We start from the raw sequence: 21,181 nt of genomic DNA, 5'->3' as shown, positions 1-21,181 counted from the left end.
CCTTCCGGACCTGGCGGACAAACAGTGCTCGGGAAGTGCGATCGGCAGAGCGGCCGGGCAGGGCCCGGAGAGCCGTTGCGTCTCGGACTCCCGCCGCGCTGAAGTCTTCCTGTCCCTTGGCCATCAACGGAACTGATCCTACAATGGACCTTGTCCAAGTCAAGAACAACGCCAGATCCTGTCCGAGGAACACCGGCCGCACACCGGACGCCACGGGCCCCGTGCCGAAGCCGAAGAGGTGAACCGATATGAGCGACCTGCTGGAACGGCTGAGATCCCGAGGGTGGCGGATGACGTCCCAGCGGCGCGTGGTCGCGGAGGTGCTGGCCGGCGACCACGTGCACCTCACGGCGGACGAGGTGCACGCGCGCGCCGTCGAGCGGCTGCCGGAGATCGCGCGGGCGACGGTCTACAACACCCTCGGCGAACTCGTGGCGCTGGGGGAGGTCGTGGAGTTCTCCACGGACGGGCGGGCCAAGCGCTACGACCCGAACGCGCACCGGGCGCACCAGCACCTGGTCTGCTCGGGCTGCGGGCTCATCAGGGACGTCCGCCCGGCGGGCGACCCGCTGGCCGTCCTTCCGGCGGAGGAGCGCTTCGGCTTCGCCGTGGAGAAGGCCGACGTGACGTACCGGGGGCTGTGCCCGGACTGCTCGGGGGCGGGCGGATGAGGGATCCGGGGGGCGAGCGCATGAGGGATTCGGGGGGATGAGCGCATGAGGGAGGGGCCGTCACCGCTGGTCGGTGACGGCCCCTTCCGGGATGCGGGGACTGCTCGGGGACTACTTCAGGACGGCGAGCGCCTCGTCGTAGCCGGGCTCGTCCGCGATCTCGCCCACGAGCTGCGCGTGCAGGACCTTGTCGTTCTCGTCGAGGACGACGACCGCGCGGGCGGTCAGACCGGCCAGCGGCCCGTCCGCGATCTCCACGCCGTAGTTCGTGTGGAACTCGCGGCCGCGGAGCGTCGAGAGGTTCTTGACATTCTCCAGGCCCTCGGCGCCGCAGAAGCGCGCCTGCGCGAAGGGCAGGTCGGCGGAGATGCAGAGCACCACGGTGTTCTCCAGCTCGCCGGCCTTCTTGTTGAAGGCGCGAACGGAGGAGGCGCACGTCGGGGTGTCGACGCTCGGGAAGATGTTGAGGACCTTGCGCACGCCGGCGAAGTCCTTGAGCGACTTGTCGGCGAGACCCTCGGCGACGAGCGTGAATTCGGGAGCCTGGCTGCCGGGGACCGGCAGGACGCCGTTGACCTGCACCGGGCTGCCCTTCAGCGTGACCTGGGCCATGGGGATCTCCTTCAGAGGTACGAGTGACAACGAAGGGAATCGTACGGAGTCCCGGCGGCCCGCACGGTCACACCTCTTGACGCCCCCTTCCTTCACTTCTTAAATCAGGTGGGCGGCGAAGCGGACCGCCTCCATGCGTGTCATGTACCTGACATGCAGGCGAGGCGTGCGTCCACGGCGCCGTCCCCCACCCGACGGAAGAGAGAGCCATGACCTCCTCCCGCACGCGACGGCGCACGCTGTCCTCCGCCCTGTCCGCCCTCGCCCTGGCCCTCGCCGTCACGGCGCTCGGCCCGGCGGCCTCGGCCGGCCCCACCGGGGGAACCACCCCCGCGGGGGAGGCCGCCCCCGCCGCCGGAGCGGCCGCCGTCACCTTCTCCGACGACTTCGACGGCCCCGCGGGCGCCGCCGTGGACGGGAGCAAGTGGCAGATCGAGACCGGCGACAACGTCAGCAACCACGAGCGGCAGTACTACACGGCCGGCAACCGCAACGCCGCGCTCGACGGCCAGGGCCACCTGGTCATCACCGCCCGCAAGGAGAACCCGGGCAACTACCAGTGCTGGTACGGCCGGTGCGAGTACACCTCGGCACGGCTCAACACCGCGGGGAAGTTCACCACCCGGTACGGGCACGTCGAGGCCCGCATGAAGGTGCCGCGCGGCCAGGGCATGTGGCCCGCGTTCTGGATGCTCGGCAACGACCTCGGCCAGGTCGGCTGGCCGAACTCGGGCGAGATCGACGTCATGGAGAACGTCGGCTTCGAACCCTCCACCGTCCACGGCACCCTGCACGGCCCCGGCTACTCCGGCTCCGGCGGCATCGGCGCCGGCTACACCCTGCCCGGCGGGCAGGCCTTCGCCGACGCCTTCCACACCTTCGCCGTCGACTGGTCGCCCGGCCGGATCACCTGGTCCGTGGACGGCAACGTCTACCAGACCCGTACGCCCGCCGACCTCGGCGGCCGGACCTGGGTCTTCGACAAGCCCTTCTTCCTGATCCTCAACCTCGCGGTCGGCGGCTACTGGCCCGGAGACCCGGACGGCTCGACCCCCTTCCCGGGACAGCTCGTCGTCGACCACGTCCGCGTCACCACCTCGGACGCCCCCGCCGGCGGCGGACCGATCACCGGGATCGGCGGCAAGTGCGTCGACGTGGCCGCCGCGAACACCGCGAACGGCACCCCCGTCCAGCTCTACGACTGCAACGGGACCGCCGCCCAGCGCTGGACCGTCGGCACGGACGGCACCCTCCGCGCGCTCGGCAAGTGCCTCGACGTCACCTCCGCCGGCACCGCCGACGGAACGCCCCTCCAGCTGTGGGACTGCAACGGTACGGAGGCCCAGCGCTGGGTCGCCAACGACGCCCGGGACGTGGTGAACCCGCGCGCGAACAAGTGCATGGACGCCACCGGCAACAGCTCGGCCAACGGCACCCGGCTCCAGATCTGGACCTGCGGGGGCACCGCCAACCAGAAGTGGACGGTGACCCGGTAGGACCGCGGTCCACCAGGACGGCGACCCGACAGGACGGTGTCCCGCCAGGACGGTGATCCGCCGGAGCGGCGACCGGCCGGGACGGTGGCCCGCAAGGACGGTGAACGGGCGGCCCGGCGGCCGCCCGTTCACCTTCGCCCGGCCCCGGGAGCTCAGCCCCGGGGCCGCGCCACGTACTCCTCCCGCAGGGCGGTGAGGATCTGCGCGGCCTCGGGACGGCCCGCGTTCCGGCAGCGCGCCGCCGCCGTCGTCAGCCGGGCGATCGCCTCGTCGGTCCGGCCGAGTCCGTTCCCCTCGACCAGGGCGGCGAACCGCACCGCCTCCGCCCTCGGCAGCTCGCCGTGCTCCCCGCCCTCCTCGTGGACGCCGATCGCGGCCTCCGCCTCGGCCAGGGCCTCCTCGAAGCGTTCCGCCTCCGCCAGGACGCGGGCCCTGCGGTAGTGCACCTCGCCCCGCTCGTACCAGACGGCGAAGCCCTCGACGTCCGCCGGCACGGCGTCCAGGACCCCGTCCGCCCGCACCAGGTGCGCGAGCGCCGCCTCGACCCCCTCGTCCCCCCGGACCTCCGTCGTGAGACGCGCGAACTCACGCGCCATCCGCACGATCATGGGCGGGTTCGGCGCCTCGGCGTGCGCGGCGAGGGCACGCTCGTACGCGGCCTCCGCCGCCTCCCACCGGTCGGCGAGGGCCAGCGCGACCGCCGTGTCCGCCGTCACCAGGGTGCGGATCGGGGCGTCGTCCTCCTCCCACCCGGACACCGTGCCCGCGAGCCGCAGGAACTCCTCGGCCGACGGCAGGTACTCCTCCAGCTCCCGCAGCCCGCGCGCCAGGGACAACCGGATCTGGGCCACCATCCGCTCGTCGAGGGCGGCGGCCGACTCCTCGGAGAGCAGCGACTCCAGGACCGCCACGGCGTCCGCCTGCCGCCCCGCCTCCGTCAGGACGCCGGCCAGCTGCATCCGCACGTCGGCGGCCTCCCCGTGCTCCCCCTCCCGGTCGAACCGCGCCGCCGCCTCGGAGAGGTGGCGCACGGCCCCGGCGTGGTCCCCGAGGTGCGAGGACGCGTGGCCGAGCAGGGAGTACGTCGGGGCCAGCGGGAAGTCCTCGTCGTCGTACCGCACCGCGTCCGCGATCGCCCGGTGCAGCAGCTCCGCCGCCTCCGCCGGCTCCTGCCGCGACAGCATGACCTGGGCGAGCAGGGCGCGCGGGCGCGAACCCCGCCAGGGCCGCTCCGAGGCCTCGATGTCCACGAGGGCCGCGCGCAGCTCCGACTCGGCGAGGGCGACGTCGCCCCGGCGCCCCGCCTCGTCCGCGACGAACTGGCGCGCGTTGGCCACCTGGTGGGGCACGCCCAGGCGCTCCGCCTCGGCGCGCAGCCTCCCCACGGCCTCCCGGAACCGCTCCGGGGCGGAGCCGGACTCCTCCGGATCCCGCCGCATCGCCTCCCGATAGGCGGCGTAGGCGTCGGCGTACAGCACGGTGAAGTAGGCGACCACGCGGTCCGCCGCCACGTCGACACCGGCCGCGGCCTCGCCGTCCCCGGGCTTCTCACCGGTCAGCGGGGCCTCGTCCATAAGGTGCTCCGCCTCGCGCACCAACCGGTCGAGACGGACCCGGACCGCCTCGTCGCGCCCGGCGTCGGCGTCGCCCTCGCCGGTCGTCCACGCGAGGGCGCGGGCCCGGGCGGCGAGGGCCCGCCACTCCATCCCGAGCTCCTCGTAGAGCCCGGCGGCCGTCTCCAGCTCGGCGCCGCCCTCCGCGTCCTCGTCCTTCTGCCTGAGCCGGTAGGCGCGCTCCTCGGCGAGCTCGGCCCGCAGCAGCTCCTCCGGGCCGAGCCGGTCGTCGTGCGCGGCCGAGCCGTCCGCGAGCCGTTCGGCGATCCGGGTCCAGAGCCGGCTGTCCCCGGGGTGTCCGAGGTGGTTCAGGCGCCGCGCCTCGGCCACGAGGGCGACGAAGTCCCCGGGCGCCCCGGGCGTCCCGGGACCCGCGGCGGCCGGGGCCGCCGGGGTCGCGTTCGCGGGGGTGCGGGGCGCGGCGGCCGTCCGCAGTCCGAGCGGCAGCGGCTCGTCGAGCAGCGGACGCCGGGCCAGGCGCTCGCGGCGCCGGTCCCCGACGGCGGTGGTGCCGTTGCGCGCGTCGAAGGCGGCGGCGAGCCGGTCCGCCTCGGCGCCGACGTGGCCGAGGAGTTCGCCGGCGGTCCAGTTCCGTCCCGGCGGTCCGGCGACGGGCGTCTCCCCGTGCCCGTCCTCCACCAGCCGGGCGAGCAGCACCTCCACGCCGGTCAGGAAGCCGAGCCGGTCGAGCGGCGCGCCGGTCGCCTCGAACAGCGGGCGGTTCTCCGCGAGGACCTCCAGGCCCCGGCCCTCGTTGCGCGAGAGCGCGCAGAACTCCAGGTGCAGACCGACCTCGTGCTGCATGCCGGTGCTGCCCCGCACCCGCCGGTAGCCGGTCAGGTGGTGGGAGCGGGCCTCGTCCGTGCGGCCCAGGCGCAGCAGCGGCAGCAGGGCGCGCGCCTGGCTCGTCTGCGGCTCCTCGGAGCAGCTCTGCTCGCCCGCCAGGACGGGCCGCCAGACGTCGAGGGCCGCGGCGTCGTCGCCCGCCGCCACCCTGTGCCAGGCACGGTGCCGGGTCTCGCAGGCCTCGCAGTCGCTCAGTTCGGTACGGGGCCGGGTGACCCACAGGTCGTAGGCGTCCTCGACGCCGGTGCCGAGGTGGGCGGCCACGTGGTGGCGCATCGCCGCCACCGGCTGCATGCCGTGCCCGGCCTCCTCGTACCGCTCCCGCATCCGGTCGATCCAGCCCCGCACGGTGTCGAGGGGCACCTCCGGCACCTGGAGCAGGGACGTCGTCACCCACTTGAAGCGCCAGAAGACCTGGTGGGCCTCCCACGGGCTGAAGGACTCCGGAGCGGTGTCCCACAGCTTGAGCAGCCGGGCGAAGACCACGGGGGACTTGCGCTGCTCGCCGGTGAACTCGTACGCCGTCATCAGCTCCAGGAGGGCCGTGACGAGGGTGTCGGGCTTGTCGAAGACCTCGGCGGCCTCGACCAGTTCCTCCGCGGTGACGGTCCGCTGCGTGCCGTGGGGGCGCTCGTGGTTCTCGCGCAGCGCCTCGACGACGGCCTCGGGCGTGTCCAGCATCTACAGTTCCTTCCGGGGCTCGGAGCCGGGTGCCGCCGCGTCCGGACGGTGCATGGCGTGGGTCAGCAGGCCGATGAAGGCCCGGTTGAGCAGGGCGCTCTCGCTCGCCCGCAGCGGACGGCGGCTGAGCAGCAGCGCCTGCCCGTAGAGGGCCTCGGCGGTCGTCACGGCGAGCCCGCGCTCGGTGATCGTGATCGCCTGGCGGACCAGCGGGTTGAGGTGGTTCAGGACGAGCTGGGCGCGCGGGGTCTCGTGGCGCAGCGAGCCGAGGATGTCGGCCCACAGGCCGTCGCTGTCGGCGGCCAGGTCCGCCCGGGTCCGCTCGTGGCGCGCCTCCCGGTTGTCGAGGAGCAGCGCGGGCGCGGTCACCGGCTGGAAGTCGCGCAGGACGACGTCGCAGTCGTGGGCGCCGATCGTCTCCCGGGCGACCGCGAGGAAGCCCGCCGCCCGCAGCTCGGCGGTCGGGTCCACGGCGTCCAGGTGCGCGGTGACCGTGGCCGGGTCCAGGTCCGTGACGGACGTGCCCGGCCGGATCTCGGGCAGCCGGTGCACCAGGTCGCGGTCGTACGTGTAGCCGCCGTTGACGACGCCGAGCCCGGCGGCCGCCGCGATGGGGGCGACCTGGCGGAACTCCTCGACGCTCCGGGTGACCAGGACCGCCGGGTGCGTCCGTACGAACTCCTCCAGGGTCACGTTGCCGTCGGTGGTCTCGAACGGCAGCCACGGCAGCACGACCCGCAGCAGCTCGTCGTCGTAGCGGGCGAGCGCCTTGACCGCCAGGTGGTGGGTGTCGATGAAGCGGTGGAGCAGCGACGGGTCGCTGGCGGCGAGCCCGGTGAGCCAGTCCCGGATCCGGTCGCCGAGGGCGTCCCGTACGGCGGACAGCGTGCCGTCCTCGTACAGCGACTCCCGGGAGGCGGTGGGCCGCAGGCTGGTCGTGTCGACCACGCAGCGCACGAAGAACGCCCACTCCGGGAGGAGTTCGGGGGCCTTGTCGGTGAGCAGCATGCCCTTGAGGTGGACCCGGTGCCCCGCGCGCTGCGCCGGGCTGACGGCCGTCGGCAGCACGTACGCGACACCGCGCAGACCGGCCGCCGGCAGGTCCAGCTCGATGCTGTCGAGCGGGGTGAAGTCGAACAGGTCGCGGCAGTACGCGGTGAGGGCCTCGCGGCGCGCCAGCGGGGAGCGGTGGCTCCGCTCCCACGGCGGCGCCTCGTTGATCCGGTGCGTCTCGCCCCGGGAGTCGACGACGGTGACCTCGTGCCGCAGCAGCCCGCCGTAGTGCCGGGCGAGCCGCACGACCTGCTGCGGGCTCGTCCACTCGGCGTTGTCGGCGCGCGGCACGAGCCGGACGGTGGTGCCCGGCCCGGGCGCCTCGGAGGCGGGCAGGGTGCGGATGGTGTAGCGGCCGTCCGAGTGGCCGCGCCACTCGACGGCGGGCGCCGACGGGTCCGACGCGGACCGGCTGACCACCGTGATCTCGTCGGCCACGACGAAGCAGGCGAGCAGGCCGATGCCGAACTGGCCGATGAACTCCCCGCGGGCGGCGTCGAGCCCGGCGCCGTCCAGGGCGCCGTCGGCGGTCCGCTTGGAGCTGCGCCCGATGGTGGCGAGGAACCGGTGCACGTCGGCCTCGGTCAGACCGACGCCGGTGTCCGTGACGGTGAGGACGTCACCGGTGCGGACCGTGATGGCGCCGGGCGCGCCGGGGTCGAGCGCCTGCCGGGCCGTGATGGCGTCCACGGCGTTCTGGAGCAGCTCGCGCAGGTAGACGCGGGGGCTGGAGTAGAGGTGGTGGGAGAGCAGGTCGACCAGACCGCGCAGGTCGACCTGGAAGGTGTGCGCTGACTCGGAAGGAGACACCCGGTGAAGTCTTTCGGTGAACGCGCCCGCGACGACGGGCGGGAGGAAGAAGGAGGTGGGAGGGGCGGGGACGGTGGAACCGGCCGCCGGTCCGGTGGGGGCGGCTCCGGTGCGGAGCCCGGCCGCCCGCCGGTTCAGCGGCCGGCCGTCGAGCGCCACTCGCGGTAGGCCGCGACGGGGTCGGAGCCGTTCAGATAGGACCAGGGGAACTCGGTGACCCGCCCCTCACTGGCCCGGAAGCACTCCCGGGCGGCCTCGCGCTCCCCGGCCAGCGAGAAGGCCATGGCGAAGCTGTTGAGCACCTGGAGCCAGCCGTCCCGGCGGACGAAGTCCGGGTGCCGGTACGAGTGGTCCGCGGCCTCGTGCAGGGAGGCGGCCACCTCGGGCCGGCCGATGTAGGCGGCGTCGGGCCCGGAGTCGAGCGAGAGCCACTCCTCCACGTGCGCGACCGCGACGAGCTGGCCGAGCTGCGTGCCGCCGGGGGCGCCGAGGGCGGACGCGCGCGCGAAGGCGTGCATCTCCTCGTGCGAACCGCCCCACTTCCGGCAGACCTGCTGCAACTGCTGCTGGTGCGCCCCCAGGTGGTACGGGTCGCGCCGCACCGTCGCCTCGAACCGGCGCCGCGCGACCTCGGGGCCGACCTCCAGACCGCGCCCGCTGACCTGGAGGCAGTACCAGGGCGAGGCCCAGCCCGGTTCGAGCTCGGCCGCCTCGTACAGCCACCGCTCGGCCGTGCGCAGCCGCTCGTGGAAGACCTCGAACTGCTCCCGCGAGACGTCCTCGGCGCGGGCCGAGGTCCGGGCCTCCCAGCCCCAGCTGACGTGGCGGAGGCCCGCCAGGAGGCGGGGCAGCGCCGCCCCCGGCTCGGCCTCGGCCACATCGGTGATCCACGTCTCGACCCCGGCGGTGTCGCAGACGGTCCACAGCAGCTCCGTCCGGCCCTCGCCCTCGGCCCGCGCTTCGAGCACCGTCCGCACGGTGGCCCAGTCCGCCGTGGCGGCGGCCTCCTTCAGACGGACCACCTCGGGGTCGTCCGAGTCCTTCTCCAGCCGCGCGACGGGCCGGCCCGCCCTCTTCCCCAGCGTGAGCCCCCAGTTACGGAGCAACGCCATGTCCCACCCCTTGTTCCGAACGAACGGGGCGGTCAGTGATCGTCCGCCCCGTGGGGGTAGTGACTATCACGCGCGTACGACAATCGCACACCCGTTTCCCCCGGGGTGTGCGCCGCTCAGCCGTCCGCGACCGCGGCCCTCGGTCCGGCGGCCTTCTCCGGCGCCCGGCGCAGCGCCCGGACGGCGGGCACGGCGAGCATGACCGCGAGGCACACGAGGCCCGTGACGGAGGAGAAGAGCAGCACGCGGTCGGCGCCCACGGACTCGGCCGCGGGACCGGCCAGGGCCCGGCCCACCGGGATGACCATGATGGACCCGGCGACGTCGTAGGCCGAGACGCGGCTCAGGACGGCCAGCGGGATGTGGGTCTGCACGCTGGTCGCCCACATGACGCCCCAGAAGGCGAACCCGCAGCCCGCCAGGACGCCCGTGGCGGCCGTGAGCCCGAACGACCAGCCCAGGGCGGGCGCCAGCGGGTTGAGGGAGAAGAAGAACATGGCGCACGCGCCCGCGACGAGCGGCCGCCGGGGCCGCACCCGCATCCCCAGCAGCCCGCCGACGATCGTGCCCGCCCCGTCGGCGGAGGCGATCCAGCCGTACCCGTCGGCACCGTGCTGCTCGGTGAGGAGCGCGGCGCCCAGCGGCAGGGCCGGGCCGAAGACGAACAGGCCGTAGACGGCCCACACGGCGATGACGCCCCACAGCCAGGAACGGGACCGGAACTCGTGCCAGCCCGTGGCGAGCCGCTGCCAGATCGGCTCGTCGCTCTCGTCCCGGGCCGTGCCGAGCCTCCGCAGCGGCGCCAGGCCCAGGGCACTGCACGCGTAGAAGGCCGCGATCACCAGGAAGGACCCGGCCACGTCCCAGTACGCCACGAGGAGACCGGCCAGGCCGGGGCCGAGCAGGGTGCAGATCGACTCCGAGATCCGCAGCAGCGCGTTGGCCCGCTGGATGTCCTCGGCGACCCGGGGGACCAGGCTCGCCAGGCCGGGCTGGAACATCGCGGTCGCCGCGCCGCTGACCGCGAGCAGCGCCATCACGTGCCACAGCCGTACGTCCCCGAGGGCGAGGAGCCCCGCGAGCGCCAGCATGGCGACCATGCGCACCACGTCCGCGCCGACCATCATCACCTGCGGGGTGAACCGGTCGGCGAGGACGCCGCCGAAGAGCACCAGGAGGACGATCGGCGCCATCCAGGCGGCAAGGGCGTACCCCACGCCGCTCGCCCCGTACCCCGCGCCGAGCACGGCCGTGGTCAGCGAGACCATCAGCATGCCGTCGGCGAGCAGCGAGGTGCTGCGGGCGGTGAAGAAGAGCCGGAAGCGGCCCGAGCGCCACGGGCTGGGCGGCGGGGGGGCGGGCACGCCGTCCGGCGTCGCGTCACCCGGCGTCGTGCCGTTCTCCGTCACGTCGCCCTCCGCCACGTCTTTCTCCGTCACGTCTTTCTCCGGCACGTCGTTCTTCGTCATGTCAGATCGCCGGAGTCCGGCCGTTCCCTTCGGTGAGAATCCGCTGCCGGAGCCACGCGTCCGTCCGGTCCGCCTCCTCCGGCGGGTCCTGGACGCACACGTACCGGCGCGGGGCGAGGACCCCCGGGCGGCCCGGGAGGACGCGCATCAGCGCGGCGTGGGCCTCCGCCGGGGTCGGCGGGGCACCGCCGCCGGAGGCGACGAACGCGGTGAGCCCTTCCCCGGACCCGTCCGCCACGACGTGCACGGGTACGCCTCCGAGGGCGCCGCCCAGCGCGTCCGCCACGGCCGCCGGCGACACCCAGCAGCCGTCCACCCGGACCCAGTCCGGGCCGCGCTCCACCGGACGGACCCCCGTCGCCCCGGTCAGCGAGGCGAGCGGCACGTCCCCCTCGGCGGCCGCCTCCAGGAGCCGTACGAGGCCCGTCAGGAAGCCCTCCGCCTCGCCCGGTGCGAACAGCGCGGGGTCGGCCCACAGCCCGATCCGCAGCAGCGGCTCCGTCTCGTGCACGAAGGCGAGCAGCCGGGTCGGAAGCACCTGGACCGGACCGCGGCCCAGTTCGAGGTCCGGCCCCTCCGGCGCCGGCCCGGAACCTCCGGCCCCCGGCAGCGCGCTCACGTCGTTGAAGACCACGTCCCGGGCGAACCGGCTGCCGCGCTCGAACGTCGTCCGGTCGATCGTCTCCCACAGGGCGACCGCGTCGAACCGGCTGTGCCGGTACGCGTCGAGCGCCGCCCCCCACGCCTTGGCGAGCAGCGCGTCGAAGGACGGCACCCGCACGTCGAGGGCGAGCAGGGCGTCCTGGGACACGGTGTTCACCGAGCGGACGAGCCGGTCGTGGAACCGGTTGGAGGTCGGGACGGCGGCCACGCAGACGCTCTGGCCGGTCCGGTGGGCGACCAGCGCGCACCAGGCCGTGAGCAGCACCGTGGACGGCAGCCCGCCGGTGCGCGCCGCGACCCGGGCGAGGGCCCGCGCGCCCCGCAGGGACCGGAGCGTCACCTCCGGCGTCGCGATCCCGGTGCCCTCCGCGCCCGGCCCGTCGCACATCGCCTGCGGCCCGGTGCGGATGATCCGCTCCCAGTACCGCAGGGACGCCGCCGACTTCCGGAGCCCCGCGGGGGAGGCCTCCTCGGCGGCGAGGTCCAGCGGCGTGAAGGCGGTCTGCGGAGGCAGGGGCCGACCGGTCAGCAGGGCCCGCCAGTCCTCCTCCAGGACGGCGAGGGCGCTGACGTCGGTCACGGCGTGGCTCGCCGCCAGGGCGACGAAGACCGGCGCGCCGCCCACGGTGACGAGGGAGATCCGCAGGCCGAAGTCCCGGTCGAGCCGGAAGCGTCCGGCACGGGCCCGGCGGGCCACGGCGTCGGCGTACCGCTCCGGGTCCGGGGGCGGCTCGTCGTGGTCGAGGACGGTGACCGTGAACTCGCCCCCGGCCGCCACCGCCTGCTCGCGGGGCACGGCATCCTCGGCGGCCCCCGCCGCGCGCGGGAACGTGGTCCGCAGCGCCTCGTGCCGTACGACCAGGGTGCGCAGCGCGTCGATCACCGCGTCCGTCCGGGTCCCGGCGGGCACCGGCCACACGGCGTGGATGTTGATGTGCTCGGGCTCGTCCCGCAGCATGCACCGGATCATGTTGGCCTGGCCCAGCGCGACCGGACCCCGGCGCTCCTCGCCGCCCGCGTGGGCGACGGTCACGGTGCGGGTCTTCGACGGCCGCGGGAGGTCCCGCTCGTACGCGGTCACGGGGCGGCCACCGCCCCGGGCCGGGGGAGGGGCTGCGGAGGGAGGCTCATGGCGCGGTGCCTTTCGGGGAGGGCGGACGCCCCTCGCTCGCGCGGACCAGGGGCCCCCAGGCGTCGAGGAGCAGGGCGAAGTCCGCCATGTCCCGCCGCGCCTCGTCGAGGAGGCGCTCGCGGCGGGCGGCGAGGACGTCGGCGGCGGCCGCGTACCGGCCGCCGAGCTTGCGGTAGGAGCGCTCGACCACGTCGAACCGCTCGGCGCTCTCCGCCGGTTCGGGGCCCTCGCCCTCCTCGACCGCCGCGGCGACGGCGGAGGTGCGCAGGAGCCCGTCGGCGTCGAGCGGTCCGTCACCGGCCGTCATCCCCGCGTAGACGGCCCGGAGGTACGGGGCGGCGAGCAGGAACTTCGCCAGCCGCAACTGGTACGCGAGGAAGCCCGCGTCCGAACGCCGCTCCGGCGTGTGGAAGTTGACGATGTGCCGGTTGTGCAGGACGCCGGGCAGCCGGGCGCCGTGCGCCAGGTGGAGGAGGAAGTAGTCGCTGCCGATGGTGTCGGTGGCGGGCGGCAGCGGCACCCGGCCGTAGACCTCGCGCGCGAGGGCGACGTTGCACATGTCCACGCGCGCGGGGTCGACGGTGGCGAGCGTGGTGCGGTCGCCGGTGAACGCGGTGGTCCCGGCGCCCCGGAACGCCTCGTCGACGAGGTGCCGCCGCCAGATCTCCGGGCAGTCGGGCGGGAGCGACAGGCCGACGAGGTCGGCGTGGACGGCGGGGTCGAGCGCCCGGATCTCCGCCACGTCCACGGACATCTCGCCGACGAACGAGCCGCCGACCACGGCCACCGGCCGGTCCGCGAGCGCCGGGTCGAGCCTGCTCCGCGACACGAGCCCCGCCACGTCGCCGGCCCGCCGTCCCAGGGCCGTCAGCTCGTGGTGGATCGGGAAGACCGGCTCCCCGTCCAGGTACTGGTAGCGGCTGTCGGAGTCCCTGCGGTGCACCGAGGCGCAGCCCAGGGCCTCCGCGATCAGGAAGGCCCGGTTGGTGCAGGCGCCGTAGGAGACCCCGGACGGCAGCATCAGGCCGAGCACCCGGTCCGGCGCGGCGGCCCCGGACCGGGCGACCGCCCCGCGCAGAAAGTCCCGCTGCTCGTCCTCGTCGAAGTGGTGGACGACCACGCCGGGTTCGGGCGGCAGCGCGGCCACCGCCTCCCGGTGGGCGGCGAGGGCCGCCGGACCGGAGGAGTCCAGGACCAGCAGGCGCACCTCGACGCCGAAGTGCCGCGCGCCGTACGCCGCTTCCTCCGCGACCGCCCGTACGGTCGCGGCGCAGGCCCGGTCGGTGGGCAGGGTCAGGCAGACGCGGCGCACGACGGCTCCCCGTCCCCGGCCGCCCGCCCGTCGCGGTCCTTCCACGAGGTGAGTCCGAGCAGCCGGCTGCCCAGCCCGTTCAGGACGGCGGTGGGGTAGCGCTCGGACTCGTGCCGGACGGGGTCGCCGACGAGGGTGCGGTTCCAGCGCGGGGTGCGCAGGTGGCGCCAGGAGTCGACCCGGGACCTCCGCAGCCGCTCGTGCTCCTCCAGGGCCGGCATCATCGACAGGTACTGGACGGCCCGCACCCGGTCCTCCGAGGTGTTGCGGGCCACCCCGTGGGCGAGGAGCCCGTTCCAGATCAGCAGGTCGCCGGGGTGCAGCTCGGGGCGGACGACGGGGTACTCGGCCCGGTCCACGGCGGGCCGGATCGGGTCCCGGTCGGCGGGCTGCCCGACCTTCCACTCCTCGAACCGCCGGAACAGCTCGGGGCAGCACTGGAACCCGCCCGTCTCCGGGCCGGTGTCGTTGAGCGCGACGATCCCCTGCACCCGCTGCGGCGGCACGCCGAGCGTGGTGTCGATGTCCCAGTGCAGCTCGATGTCGAAGCCCCGGTCGGTGGGCTCGATCAGGGCGCGGTCGCGGTTGCGGACGTTGGGCGGGTTGAGGTTGAGCCGGTCCTGGGTGACCCACAGCTCCTCGCAGTCCCACACGTCCACGAAGGCGTCGTACACCCGCTGCGACTGGCGGCTGTCCCACAGGAGCTGGTGGTGGTACGCCTCCACGAAGCCGTAGACGTGCAGCTGCCGGTCCAGCTGGGAGCGGAAGGGCCGGTCCTCGTACCAGCTCTCCGGGCGCTCCGGGTCGAGTCCCTGGAACTCCCAGGCGAAGTCGAGGAGCCGCCGGGCCGCCTCCGCCGGGACCGCCTCCCGGACGACGACGTACCCGTACGTCTGCCAGTGGGCGAAGTCCTCCTCGGACAGCACCCGCAGCGGACGGTCCTTCCTCAGCTCCCGCAGGGTGGTCTGCGCGAGGTAGGACTCGCCGTCCGCGCTGAAGTACGGGCGGTCCGAGGCCGCCCGGTACAGAGGGGGCCGGCGCGGCGGGCGGTGCGGAACGGGGGTCGTCATGGGTCCCTCCGGGTGCGGGGTCGGGGAGGAGGTCCGGGAGACCGGGGGCGAGGAGCGCTTCGCCCCCGGTCGGCGGGCGGCACGCGACGGCCCCCGGGGAAGGGGCGGCGGCGGACGGCACGGACGCGTGGAGGTGCCGTGGCGCTGGTCGGGCGCCACGTCGTACGGAAGAATTGGTTTAGACCTTAGCGGTTGGCAAGTGCCTTCTCAATACGCCGAGTTATGTTGCGGGGGGATCGGGGCGAACGTTGTCAGGGCGGCAGCTTTGGTCTAGACAACAGATGGGGGGCTGGCCTACTGTCCCCTTGCGCGGCCCGGTTCCTGACGGAAGGTCAGGCGCCTCTTCGTCGTGCCGGGGTCGACGCCGACCACCCGCGAGGCCGTTCACGGCCGGAGACCGGGCCGCGGTGCGTCCGCCTCCCCCGTCCCGCCGACGCCCTTGACTGTTCGCCCACCCCAGAGGGAGCGGTTCCCCATGAGCACACCCGGCACCACGGTCCTGCCCGACGGCGGTCTGCGGAGTCCGGGCCCGGGTCTGATCACCCTGGACCCGGACCACACCGCGCTGCTGCGCGGCCTGGACGAACTGCTCGCGGGCCTGGCCGTCCGCCTCTCCGCCCCCGAGGTGGTGGGGCCGCCCCTGCTCTCCGTGGACGGCCTCGCCCGTCTCGACTTCTTCCGCAACTTCCCCCACCTCGGGGTCTCCGCCGGCCGGTTCGAGCCCGAAGCGCTCGACGGCCTGGCGGCCGGTGAGGCCCCGGCCGGACTCCCGCTCCGGCCGACCGGCTACCTGCTGCCGTCCGCCACCTGCTACGGGCTGCTGCTCTCCCTGGAGGGCCGGGACGTCGGCGCGGAGGGCCTGCGGCTCTCCGCGACCGGCCGCTGCTTCCGCAACGAGACCCGCTTCGACGGCCTGCGGCGCCTGTGGGGCTTCCACATGCGCGAGGTCCTCCACCTCGGCACCAAGCAGGGCGCCCTCGAACACCTGGAACAGGGCGCCGAGTTCGTCCGGGAACTGGCCGGACGCCTCGGCCTCGACCTCACCCGGGCCGTCGCCGACGACCCCTTCTACGACAGGGGCGGCTCCCGGGCCCGCCTGATGGCCCTTGACCCGGTCAAGCACGAGTTCAGCGCCCCCGACGGCACGGCGATCGCCTCCGTGAACCGGCACCGCAACTTCTTCGGCGAGCGCCTGGGCATCCGCGCGGGCTCCGAGGGGCCGGCGTACAGCGCCTGCGTCGCCTTCGGCGTCGAACGCTGGGTCCACGCCATGGTCCTCGCCCACGGCACTCCCGCGCGGGCGCTGGACCGCCTGCGCGAGGCCGGCGCCTGACACCCGCCGGGCCCCGGCCCGCACGCACACCCGCACAGCGCACGAATGAGGAGCGACCCCACCCCATGGAACGCATCGCCGAGTGGCTGCACGAGAAGAACCCCGGCCTCGACGGGCCGATCGGCCCCGACGAGGACCTCATCGAGGCCCGTCTCATCGACTCCATGGACTTCCTGGAGTTCGTCGACCTCCTGGAGGAGCTCTCCGGCCGCTCCATCGACCTCCAGGAGGTCACCATCGACGACTTCCGCACGCTCGCCCGCGTCCGGGAACGCTTCCTGAGCGCCGCCGGATGAGCTCTCCGGGCCCCCGCCGATGAACGCGGGCCGGGCGGTCCTCGCCGTGGTGGCGACCACCGCCGAGGTCCTGGCCCGCCCGGAACTCCACGAGGGGGTCCTCGCCCCGTGGGAGCGGCGCCGCCTCGACCGGATCCGGGTGCCCGCCCGCCGCGACGACGTCCTGGCGGCCCGCCTCCTCGTACGCCTGTGCGCGGCCCGGTCCACCGGGCTGTCCCTCGGTGAGTCGGGCCCCGAGCAGTACTGCGCCGAGTGCGGCCGGACGGGCCACGGGCGCCCCCGCCTCGACGGCCGGCCCGACCTCGGCGTCAGCCTAAGCCACGCCGACGGCCTCGTCGCGGCCGCCGTCGGCCCCGGCCCGGTCGGCGTGGACGTGGAACCCGCGGCGCGCCGGCCCGGCCCCCCGTCCGTCCTGCGACGGCTCCTGTCCGAGGCCGACCTGCGGGAGGCCGCCGCCCGTCAGGACCCCGGCCCGGCGCTGCTCCGGCTGTGGGTGCGGGGCGAGGCCCTGTTCAAGGCGGGCGGCGGGACCGGCCTCGGGCTCCTCGAATGGACCGACGGGGCGCGGGGAGCCGTCGCGGCGGTCGCCGCCGAGGCCCCCGTCACCACCTCCACCCTCTCCCCTCCCGCGCGGGAGGACGGCCCTCCCCGCTCTCCGCCGACGGCGCGGCTCCGCCGGCGCTGTCCCTGACGGCCGTGCCGCGGGAGAGCGGACGGTCGACCACCTCCGCGCCTTCCGCACGGCCTCCGGCGACGCCCCCTGGGACGCCGTGCGCGCCGCGCACCGGGACCGGATCGCCCGCCCCGGTCGCGTGCGCCCGAAGCCCGGGCTCCTGCCCGGCGGATCACGAACGAGGTCGCAGGGACAGGGCCCCGAGGTAGTCGTCCAGGGCGGCCGCGGCGCCGCCGAGCGGGAACCGGGCACCGAGCTGCCCGTCCGGCCGGACGACGAGACCGGTGGCGCCGTCGGGGAGGTAGAGCCGCGCGAACTCCCCGGCGGCGTCGCGGTACACGGGTACGGAGAGGGCCGCGAGGGCGGACCGGTCGGCCCCGGCCGGCAGGACCACCACGGCCGGCGGGCCGCCGACCGCCCGCACCGCCTCCACCGCGCCGGACAGTTCGGCGGCGCCGGAGCCGTACAGGAGCACCACGTGCCCCGCGCGGCCGCGCAGCACGTCGAGCAGTCGCAGCGGGAAGGTGGCGGCCGGTGTGGTCAGACCGGCGCAGTCCGGGGCCCGGTCACCGGGCTGCGGTGCCCCGGCCGGACCGTACGGCGCGCCCGCGAGCGGCCCTCCCCGGTACCCGACGAGCAGCTGGGCCTCGCGGAGCAGCAGGGTCCGCCGGTCGTCGTCCGGGTCGGCCCCGACGCCGCGGGCGGCGTGCCGCACGGTCCGGCCCACCACCTCCTCGCCGACCGGCCGCCGCTCGGCGTCGTACGTGGCGAGCAGTCCGGGACCCGCCTCGCCCCGGACCACGAGGGCGAGCTTCCAGGCCAGGTTGCAGGCGTCCTGCACCCCGGTGTTCATGCCCTGGGCGCCGGTCGGCGGGTGGATGTGGGCCGCGTCGCCCGCGACGAAGACCCGGCCCTCGCCGTAGCGGTCCACGATCCGGTGGCTGATCCGGAAGACCGAGGACCAGCGCAGCCGGGAGAGCCGTGCGGGCCGGGGCGCGAGCCGGTCCACGACGGCCTGGAGGTCGGAGAGTTCCGGCGCCCGCCCGGCCTGCACGCCGTGCGCGACGCCGTCCGGCGGGACGTCCGGGTCGTGCACGGTGCGGTCCGCCGGGGTGTCGGAACCGGGCGCGACGCGGTCCGCCGCACCCGCCCCGTCGTCCGGTGCCGCCTCCCGCCGGGCGGACGGTTCGGGCGGCACCCGCATCGACATCCGGTAGCGGCCCGGCCCCGGCAGCGGAACGCAGACCAGCACGTCGTCCGCGGAACCGTCGGCGGACCGGCGGCTCGACCGCACGGCGTAGCCGTGCGGCAGGTCCCAGTCGGCCTCCACGTCCCCGAGCATGTACTCCTCCGGGAACGCGCCGCCCCCGAACGACAGCCCCAGTCCCTTCCGCACGGCGCTGTGCGCCCCGTCGCAGCCGATCAGATACGGCACCCGCAGCTCCTCGTCGGCGCCGGACGCGGTACGCAGCCGCGCGGTGACCCCGTCCCGGTCCCGGTCGAACGACACCAGCTCGGTCTCGCGCTCCACGACCGTCCCCAGCCCGCCCAGGTACTCCTCCAGGAGGCGCTCCGTCTCGTACTGGGGCAGCGCGGCGAAGCCGTAGGGCACCTCGGGCGGCAGCTCCAGCGCCATCCGGGCCCGCTCCTCGCCGTCGGCGTAGAGCAGCTGGCCCCGGATCGGGACGGCGGCCTCCAGGACGGCGCGGACCAGGCCCATCCGGTCCCACAGCTCCAGGGTGCGCGGCTGGATCCCGACCGCCTTCGCGTACGGCAGCCGGGCCGGCAGCCGGTCCACGATCCGGCAGCGGACCCCGTGCCGGCGCAGCTCGGCGGCCGCGCTCAGACCGACCGGGCCCGCGCCCACGACCAGGACGTCGGTGGTGGTGCGGTGGTGCGTCACGAGTACCTCCAGCGCCGCTCAGCCCCCGCGGGCCCCGTTCTCCATGGTCGCCCCCGGGACCCCGGACGGCGAGCGGTGGGGAGCGCGCCCCCCACGAGGCCCCGTACCGGTCGACGGCGGCTTCACGCCGATTTCACCGGGGCGGGCGATCCTGGTCCTCCGGCACGTGCGGACCAGGGGGAACGTCATGACGGAGTACGAGGTACCGGGCCCGGGGGCGTCGCCCGACGAGATCGAACGGGTCGTCGTCTCCCTGCGGCGCGCCGCAGGCACCGATCCCGACCGGTACCTTCCGGAGCCCGGTCACGGCCTCCTGCGGCTCGGCCCGCTCATCGGCACGGAGCCGGGGCGGTAGGGCGTACGGAACCGGACGGCGGCCCCCCGCGTCCCTCCCGGGCATGAGCGAGAAGCCCGCGGGGGAATCCCGCGACCGGATGGAGAGCGCCGTCGGCTGTCTGCTCGCCGTCCTCGGCGCCGCCGTCACGGGCGCCTTCGCGCTGCCCCGGGCCGCGTACAGCATCGAGGGCGGTTTCGAGGCGCACGCCCGGGACTGGGGCGTGATCCTCGTCGAGCTGCCCCTCATCCTCTTCGCCGGACTCACCGTCCCGCCCCTGGCCTGGGCTGCGGCCACGCGGTGGCTGCGCCCGTGGGCGGCCGTCCTCGTCTGCGCGGCGGTCGTGGCCCTGGGTCTCTGGGGCCTCTCGGCCGTATGGCATCCGAGGCAGGCCCCCGACCCGGGCCCCGGCCCCGGCCTCTGACGGCCGCCGGGCCGCCGGGTCGGGCAGGGGCCACCAGCCGACCGAGAGCCCTGGGCCGTACGCCGAAACCGCCGGGTCGGGCAGGGGCCACCAGCCGTCCGAGAGCCCTGGGCCGTACGCCGAAACCGCCGGTCAGACCAGGACCACCGGCCGGCCGCTCAGCCCGACGCCCGCCGCGCGCAGCTCGTCCAGCGCGCGGTCGGTGGTGTCGGCGGCGACGCCGACCGTGTGGTCGAGGAGGACGCGCACGTCGAAGCCCTCCCGGACCCCGCCGAAGGCGGTGGCCTTCACGCAGTGGTCCGTCCCGATGCCGACGACGTCGACGCCGTCGACCCCGCGGGCGCGCAGCCAGTCGCCCAGCGGCGTGCCGTTCGCGGTCGCGCCCTCGAAGCCGCTCTTCGAGGCGGAGTGGGCCCCCTTGAAGAAGACCTCCTCCACGGCCCCGGAGGCGACGGCGGCCGCGAACTCCGGGTGGAACTCCGCGCCCTCGGTGCCGGCGACGCAGTGCACCGGGAAGGAGTCCTCGAAGTCGGGTTCGTCCGAGAAGTGGTCGCCCGGGTCGATGTGGTGGTCGCGGGTGGCGACGACGTGTGCGTACCGGTCGCCGGCGCCCCGGACCAGCCCGGCGAGGGCGACGGCCAGGTCGGTGGCGCCGTTCACGGGGACGTCGCCGCCCGCGCAGAAGTCCTTCTGTACATCGACGACGATCAGGGCACGGCGCACGGGAGCGGCCTTTCCTCAGGGGGTGGAAGAGTCCCCGGCATCGTCGCGCCTCCGAGGTGCCCCGGGAGGGGCACGCGCCCGCCGTTCACTCGATCGGGATCATGGAAACGAGGCTCCGCCGACCGGCCCCGGCCCCCGCCGCGCGCTCCAAGGAGGTCATCCGGCGCCACCTGTCCGAAACTGGGGTGAGGAAGAGCCACCGAGAGGGACGAGGAGAGGGGCGAGCCCATGGACGTGGACGGCGGCGCAGGGACGTGGCGGAAGCCCGGCCGTGCCCGGTTCGACGTACGGGTCCGGCCCGGGACGGCCGACGGGGTGGTGGTGCTCGAACTGGGCGGGGAGCTCGACCACGACACGGTCGCCCCGCTGCGCGAGGCGGTGGAGGAGCACGCCCGCGCCCGGCGGATCGTCGTCGACTGCTCGGGCCTCGGCTTCTGCGACTCGACCGGACTCAACGCGCTCCTGAAGGCGCGCCTGCGGATGCGGGAGACGGGCGGTCACCTGGACCTCGCCGGGCTGCGCCCGCCGGTGGACCGGATGTTCGACATCACCGGGGCCAGGGCCGTCTTCCGGGTGTACGAGGACACCGACCGCGCCCTGGCCGACCCGGCGCCGCGCGAGGGCGGAGCCGGCCGTGACCGGCGGTGATGCCGACGCGGACGGCGCCCAGGTCAGGAGACTGCTGCTGCGCGGGGTGCGGAGGGTGGTGTCGCGCTGCCGGGACTTCACGGCGGAGGCGTTGGCGGACTGGGGGTGGATTCCGGCGGGGAGCGAGGCGGGGGAGGAGCGGGTCGAGGACGTGCTGCTGTTGGTGTCGGAGGTGGTGACCAATGCCTGTCTGCACGCCGGGGGCCCTGAGGAGTTCGTTCTGCGGCGCGGGCGGGAGGGGTTGCGGGTGGAGGTCTCCGATGCCAGTCCTGAGCCGCCCCGGCCGCGTGGGCCGCGTTCGCCCGCG

General features: G+C 75.2%; 19 protein-coding genes. 9 read left to right on the top strand and 10 right to left on the bottom strand.

The window, feature by feature from the left end:
- Positions 1–248 precede the first annotated feature (248 nt).
- Positions 249–671: a Fur family transcriptional regulator gene (locus OO47_RS30580; RefSeq protein ID WP_030222464.1), complete on the top strand. Its 423-nt coding sequence runs from the start codon at positions 249–251 to the stop codon at positions 669–671.
- A gap of 111 nt (positions 672–782) precedes the next feature.
- Here OO47_RS30580 and tpx read toward each other — a convergent pair whose 3' ends face one another.
- Positions 783–1,283: a thiol peroxidase gene (tpx, locus tag OO47_RS30575; protein WP_030222467.1), complete on the bottom strand. Its 501-nt coding sequence runs from the start codon at positions 1,281–1,283 to the stop codon at positions 783–785.
- A gap of 209 nt (positions 1,284–1,492) precedes the next feature.
- On the opposite strand from tpx, the gene OO47_RS30570 reads away from it, so the two are divergent.
- Positions 1,493–2,779, top strand: a complete 1,287-nt coding sequence (locus OO47_RS30570) for a glycoside hydrolase family 16 protein (RefSeq protein ID WP_030222470.1) — start codon at positions 1,493–1,495, stop codon at positions 2,777–2,779.
- Between the two features lie 152 nt (positions 2,780–2,931).
- On the opposite strand, the gene OO47_RS30565 is transcribed toward OO47_RS30570, so the two are convergent.
- The 7 genes from OO47_RS30565 to OO47_RS30535 all read right to left on the bottom strand — a co-directional run bounded on the left by OO47_RS30565 (position 2,932) and on the right by OO47_RS30535 (position 14,540).
- Positions 2,932–5,919: a tetratricopeptide repeat protein gene (locus tag OO47_RS30565; protein WP_030222473.1), complete on the bottom strand. Its 2,988-nt coding sequence runs from the start codon at positions 5,917–5,919 to the stop codon at positions 2,932–2,934.
- Positions 5,920–7,782 (bottom strand): HSP90 family protein, encoded by a 1,863-nt coding sequence (locus OO47_RS30560; RefSeq protein ID WP_030222476.1) that lies wholly within the window; start codon positions 7,780–7,782, stop codon positions 5,920–5,922.
- A 134-nt stretch (positions 7,783–7,916) separates the two neighbouring features.
- Positions 7,917–8,894 (bottom strand): hypothetical protein, encoded by a 978-nt coding sequence (locus tag OO47_RS30555; RefSeq protein ID WP_234323351.1) that lies wholly within the window; start codon positions 8,892–8,894, stop codon positions 7,917–7,919.
- Positions 8,895–9,010: 116 nt separating this feature from the next.
- Positions 9,011–10,258: an MFS transporter gene (locus OO47_RS30550; protein ID WP_030222481.1), complete on the bottom strand. Its 1,248-nt coding sequence runs from the start codon at positions 10,256–10,258 to the stop codon at positions 9,011–9,013.
- A gap of 106 nt (positions 10,259–10,364) precedes the next feature.
- Positions 10,365–12,107 (bottom strand): condensation domain-containing protein, encoded by a 1,743-nt coding sequence (locus tag OO47_RS30545; RefSeq protein WP_030222483.1) that lies wholly within the window; start codon positions 12,105–12,107, stop codon positions 10,365–10,367.
- A 46-nt stretch (positions 12,108–12,153) separates the two neighbouring features.
- Entirely contained in the window at positions 12,154–13,470 is a 1,317-nt protein-coding gene (locus OO47_RS30540; protein WP_030222486.1) for a DUF6271 family protein, read from the bottom strand.
- On the bottom strand, positions 13,452–14,540 hold the full coding sequence (locus OO47_RS30535) for a phytanoyl-CoA dioxygenase family protein (RefSeq protein WP_030222488.1): 1,089 nt from the start codon (positions 14,538–14,540) through the stop codon (positions 13,452–13,454). The genes OO47_RS30540 and OO47_RS30535 overlap by 19 nt, the downstream gene beginning before the upstream one ends.
- Positions 14,541–15,015: 475 nt before the next feature.
- Between OO47_RS30535 and OO47_RS30530 the strand changes: the two genes are divergently transcribed.
- The 3 genes from OO47_RS30530 to OO47_RS30520 all read left to right on the top strand — a co-directional run bounded on the left by OO47_RS30530 (position 15,016) and on the right by OO47_RS30520 (position 16,860).
- Positions 15,016–15,873 carry a class-II aminoacyl-tRNA synthetase family protein gene (locus OO47_RS30530; RefSeq protein ID WP_030222492.1) on the top strand — a complete coding sequence of 286 codons (858 nt, stop codon included), beginning with the start codon at positions 15,016–15,018 and terminating at the stop codon, positions 15,871–15,873.
- Positions 15,874–15,938: 65 nt separating this feature from the next.
- The gene (locus tag OO47_RS30525) at positions 15,939–16,169 is read left to right on the top strand and encodes an acyl carrier protein (RefSeq protein WP_030222495.1); all 231 of its coding nucleotides are present in this window, start codon (positions 15,939–15,941) and stop codon (positions 16,167–16,169) included.
- A 19-nt stretch (positions 16,170–16,188) separates the two neighbouring features.
- Complete coding sequence (locus OO47_RS30520; protein WP_051716386.1) at positions 16,189–16,860, top strand: 4'-phosphopantetheinyl transferase family protein; 672 nt, start codon at positions 16,189–16,191, stop codon at positions 16,858–16,860.
- Positions 16,861–17,014: 154 nt separating this feature from the next.
- Here OO47_RS30520 and OO47_RS30515 read toward each other — a convergent pair whose 3' ends face one another.
- Positions 17,015–18,745 carry an FAD-dependent monooxygenase gene (locus OO47_RS30515; protein ID WP_030222500.1) on the bottom strand — a complete coding sequence of 577 codons (1,731 nt, stop codon included), beginning with the start codon at positions 18,743–18,745 and terminating at the stop codon, positions 17,015–17,017.
- Positions 18,746–18,932: 187 nt separating this feature from the next.
- Here OO47_RS30515 and OO47_RS37075 point away from each other — a divergent pair, with 187 nt between their 5' ends.
- Positions 18,933–19,100 (top strand): hypothetical protein, encoded by a 168-nt coding sequence (locus tag OO47_RS37075; protein WP_158708730.1) that lies wholly within the window; start codon positions 18,933–18,935, stop codon positions 19,098–19,100.
- Positions 19,101–19,143: 43 nt separating this feature from the next.
- Positions 19,144–19,503, top strand: a complete 360-nt coding sequence (locus tag OO47_RS30510; protein WP_033210881.1) for a hypothetical protein — start codon at positions 19,144–19,146, stop codon at positions 19,501–19,503.
- Positions 19,504–19,635: 132 nt separating this feature from the next.
- Here OO47_RS30510 and OO47_RS30505 read toward each other — a convergent pair whose 3' ends face one another.
- Positions 19,636–20,226 carry an isochorismatase family protein gene (locus tag OO47_RS30505; protein WP_030222506.1) on the bottom strand — a complete coding sequence of 197 codons (591 nt, stop codon included), beginning with the start codon at positions 20,224–20,226 and terminating at the stop codon, positions 19,636–19,638.
- 228 nt (positions 20,227–20,454) lie between these two features.
- Between OO47_RS30505 and OO47_RS30500 the strand changes: the two genes are divergently transcribed.
- On the top strand, positions 20,455–20,874 hold the full coding sequence (locus OO47_RS30500) for an STAS domain-containing protein (RefSeq protein WP_051716387.1): 420 nt from the start codon (positions 20,455–20,457) through the stop codon (positions 20,872–20,874).
- Positions 20,861–21,181 (top strand): ATP-binding protein (locus tag OO47_RS30495; protein WP_030222513.1); only part of this gene is annotated, 321 nt, incomplete at its 3' end. The genes OO47_RS30500 and OO47_RS30495, both read left to right, overlap by 14 nt.

The sequence above is a fragment of the Streptomyces bikiniensis genome (assembly GCF_000716625.1).
Classification (GTDB): domain Bacteria; phylum Actinomycetota; class Actinomycetes; order Streptomycetales; family Streptomycetaceae; genus Streptomyces; species Streptomyces bikiniensis.
The sequence above is the reverse complement of the archived record's forward strand: the minus strand, read 5'-3'. Positions and strand labels throughout refer to the sequence as shown.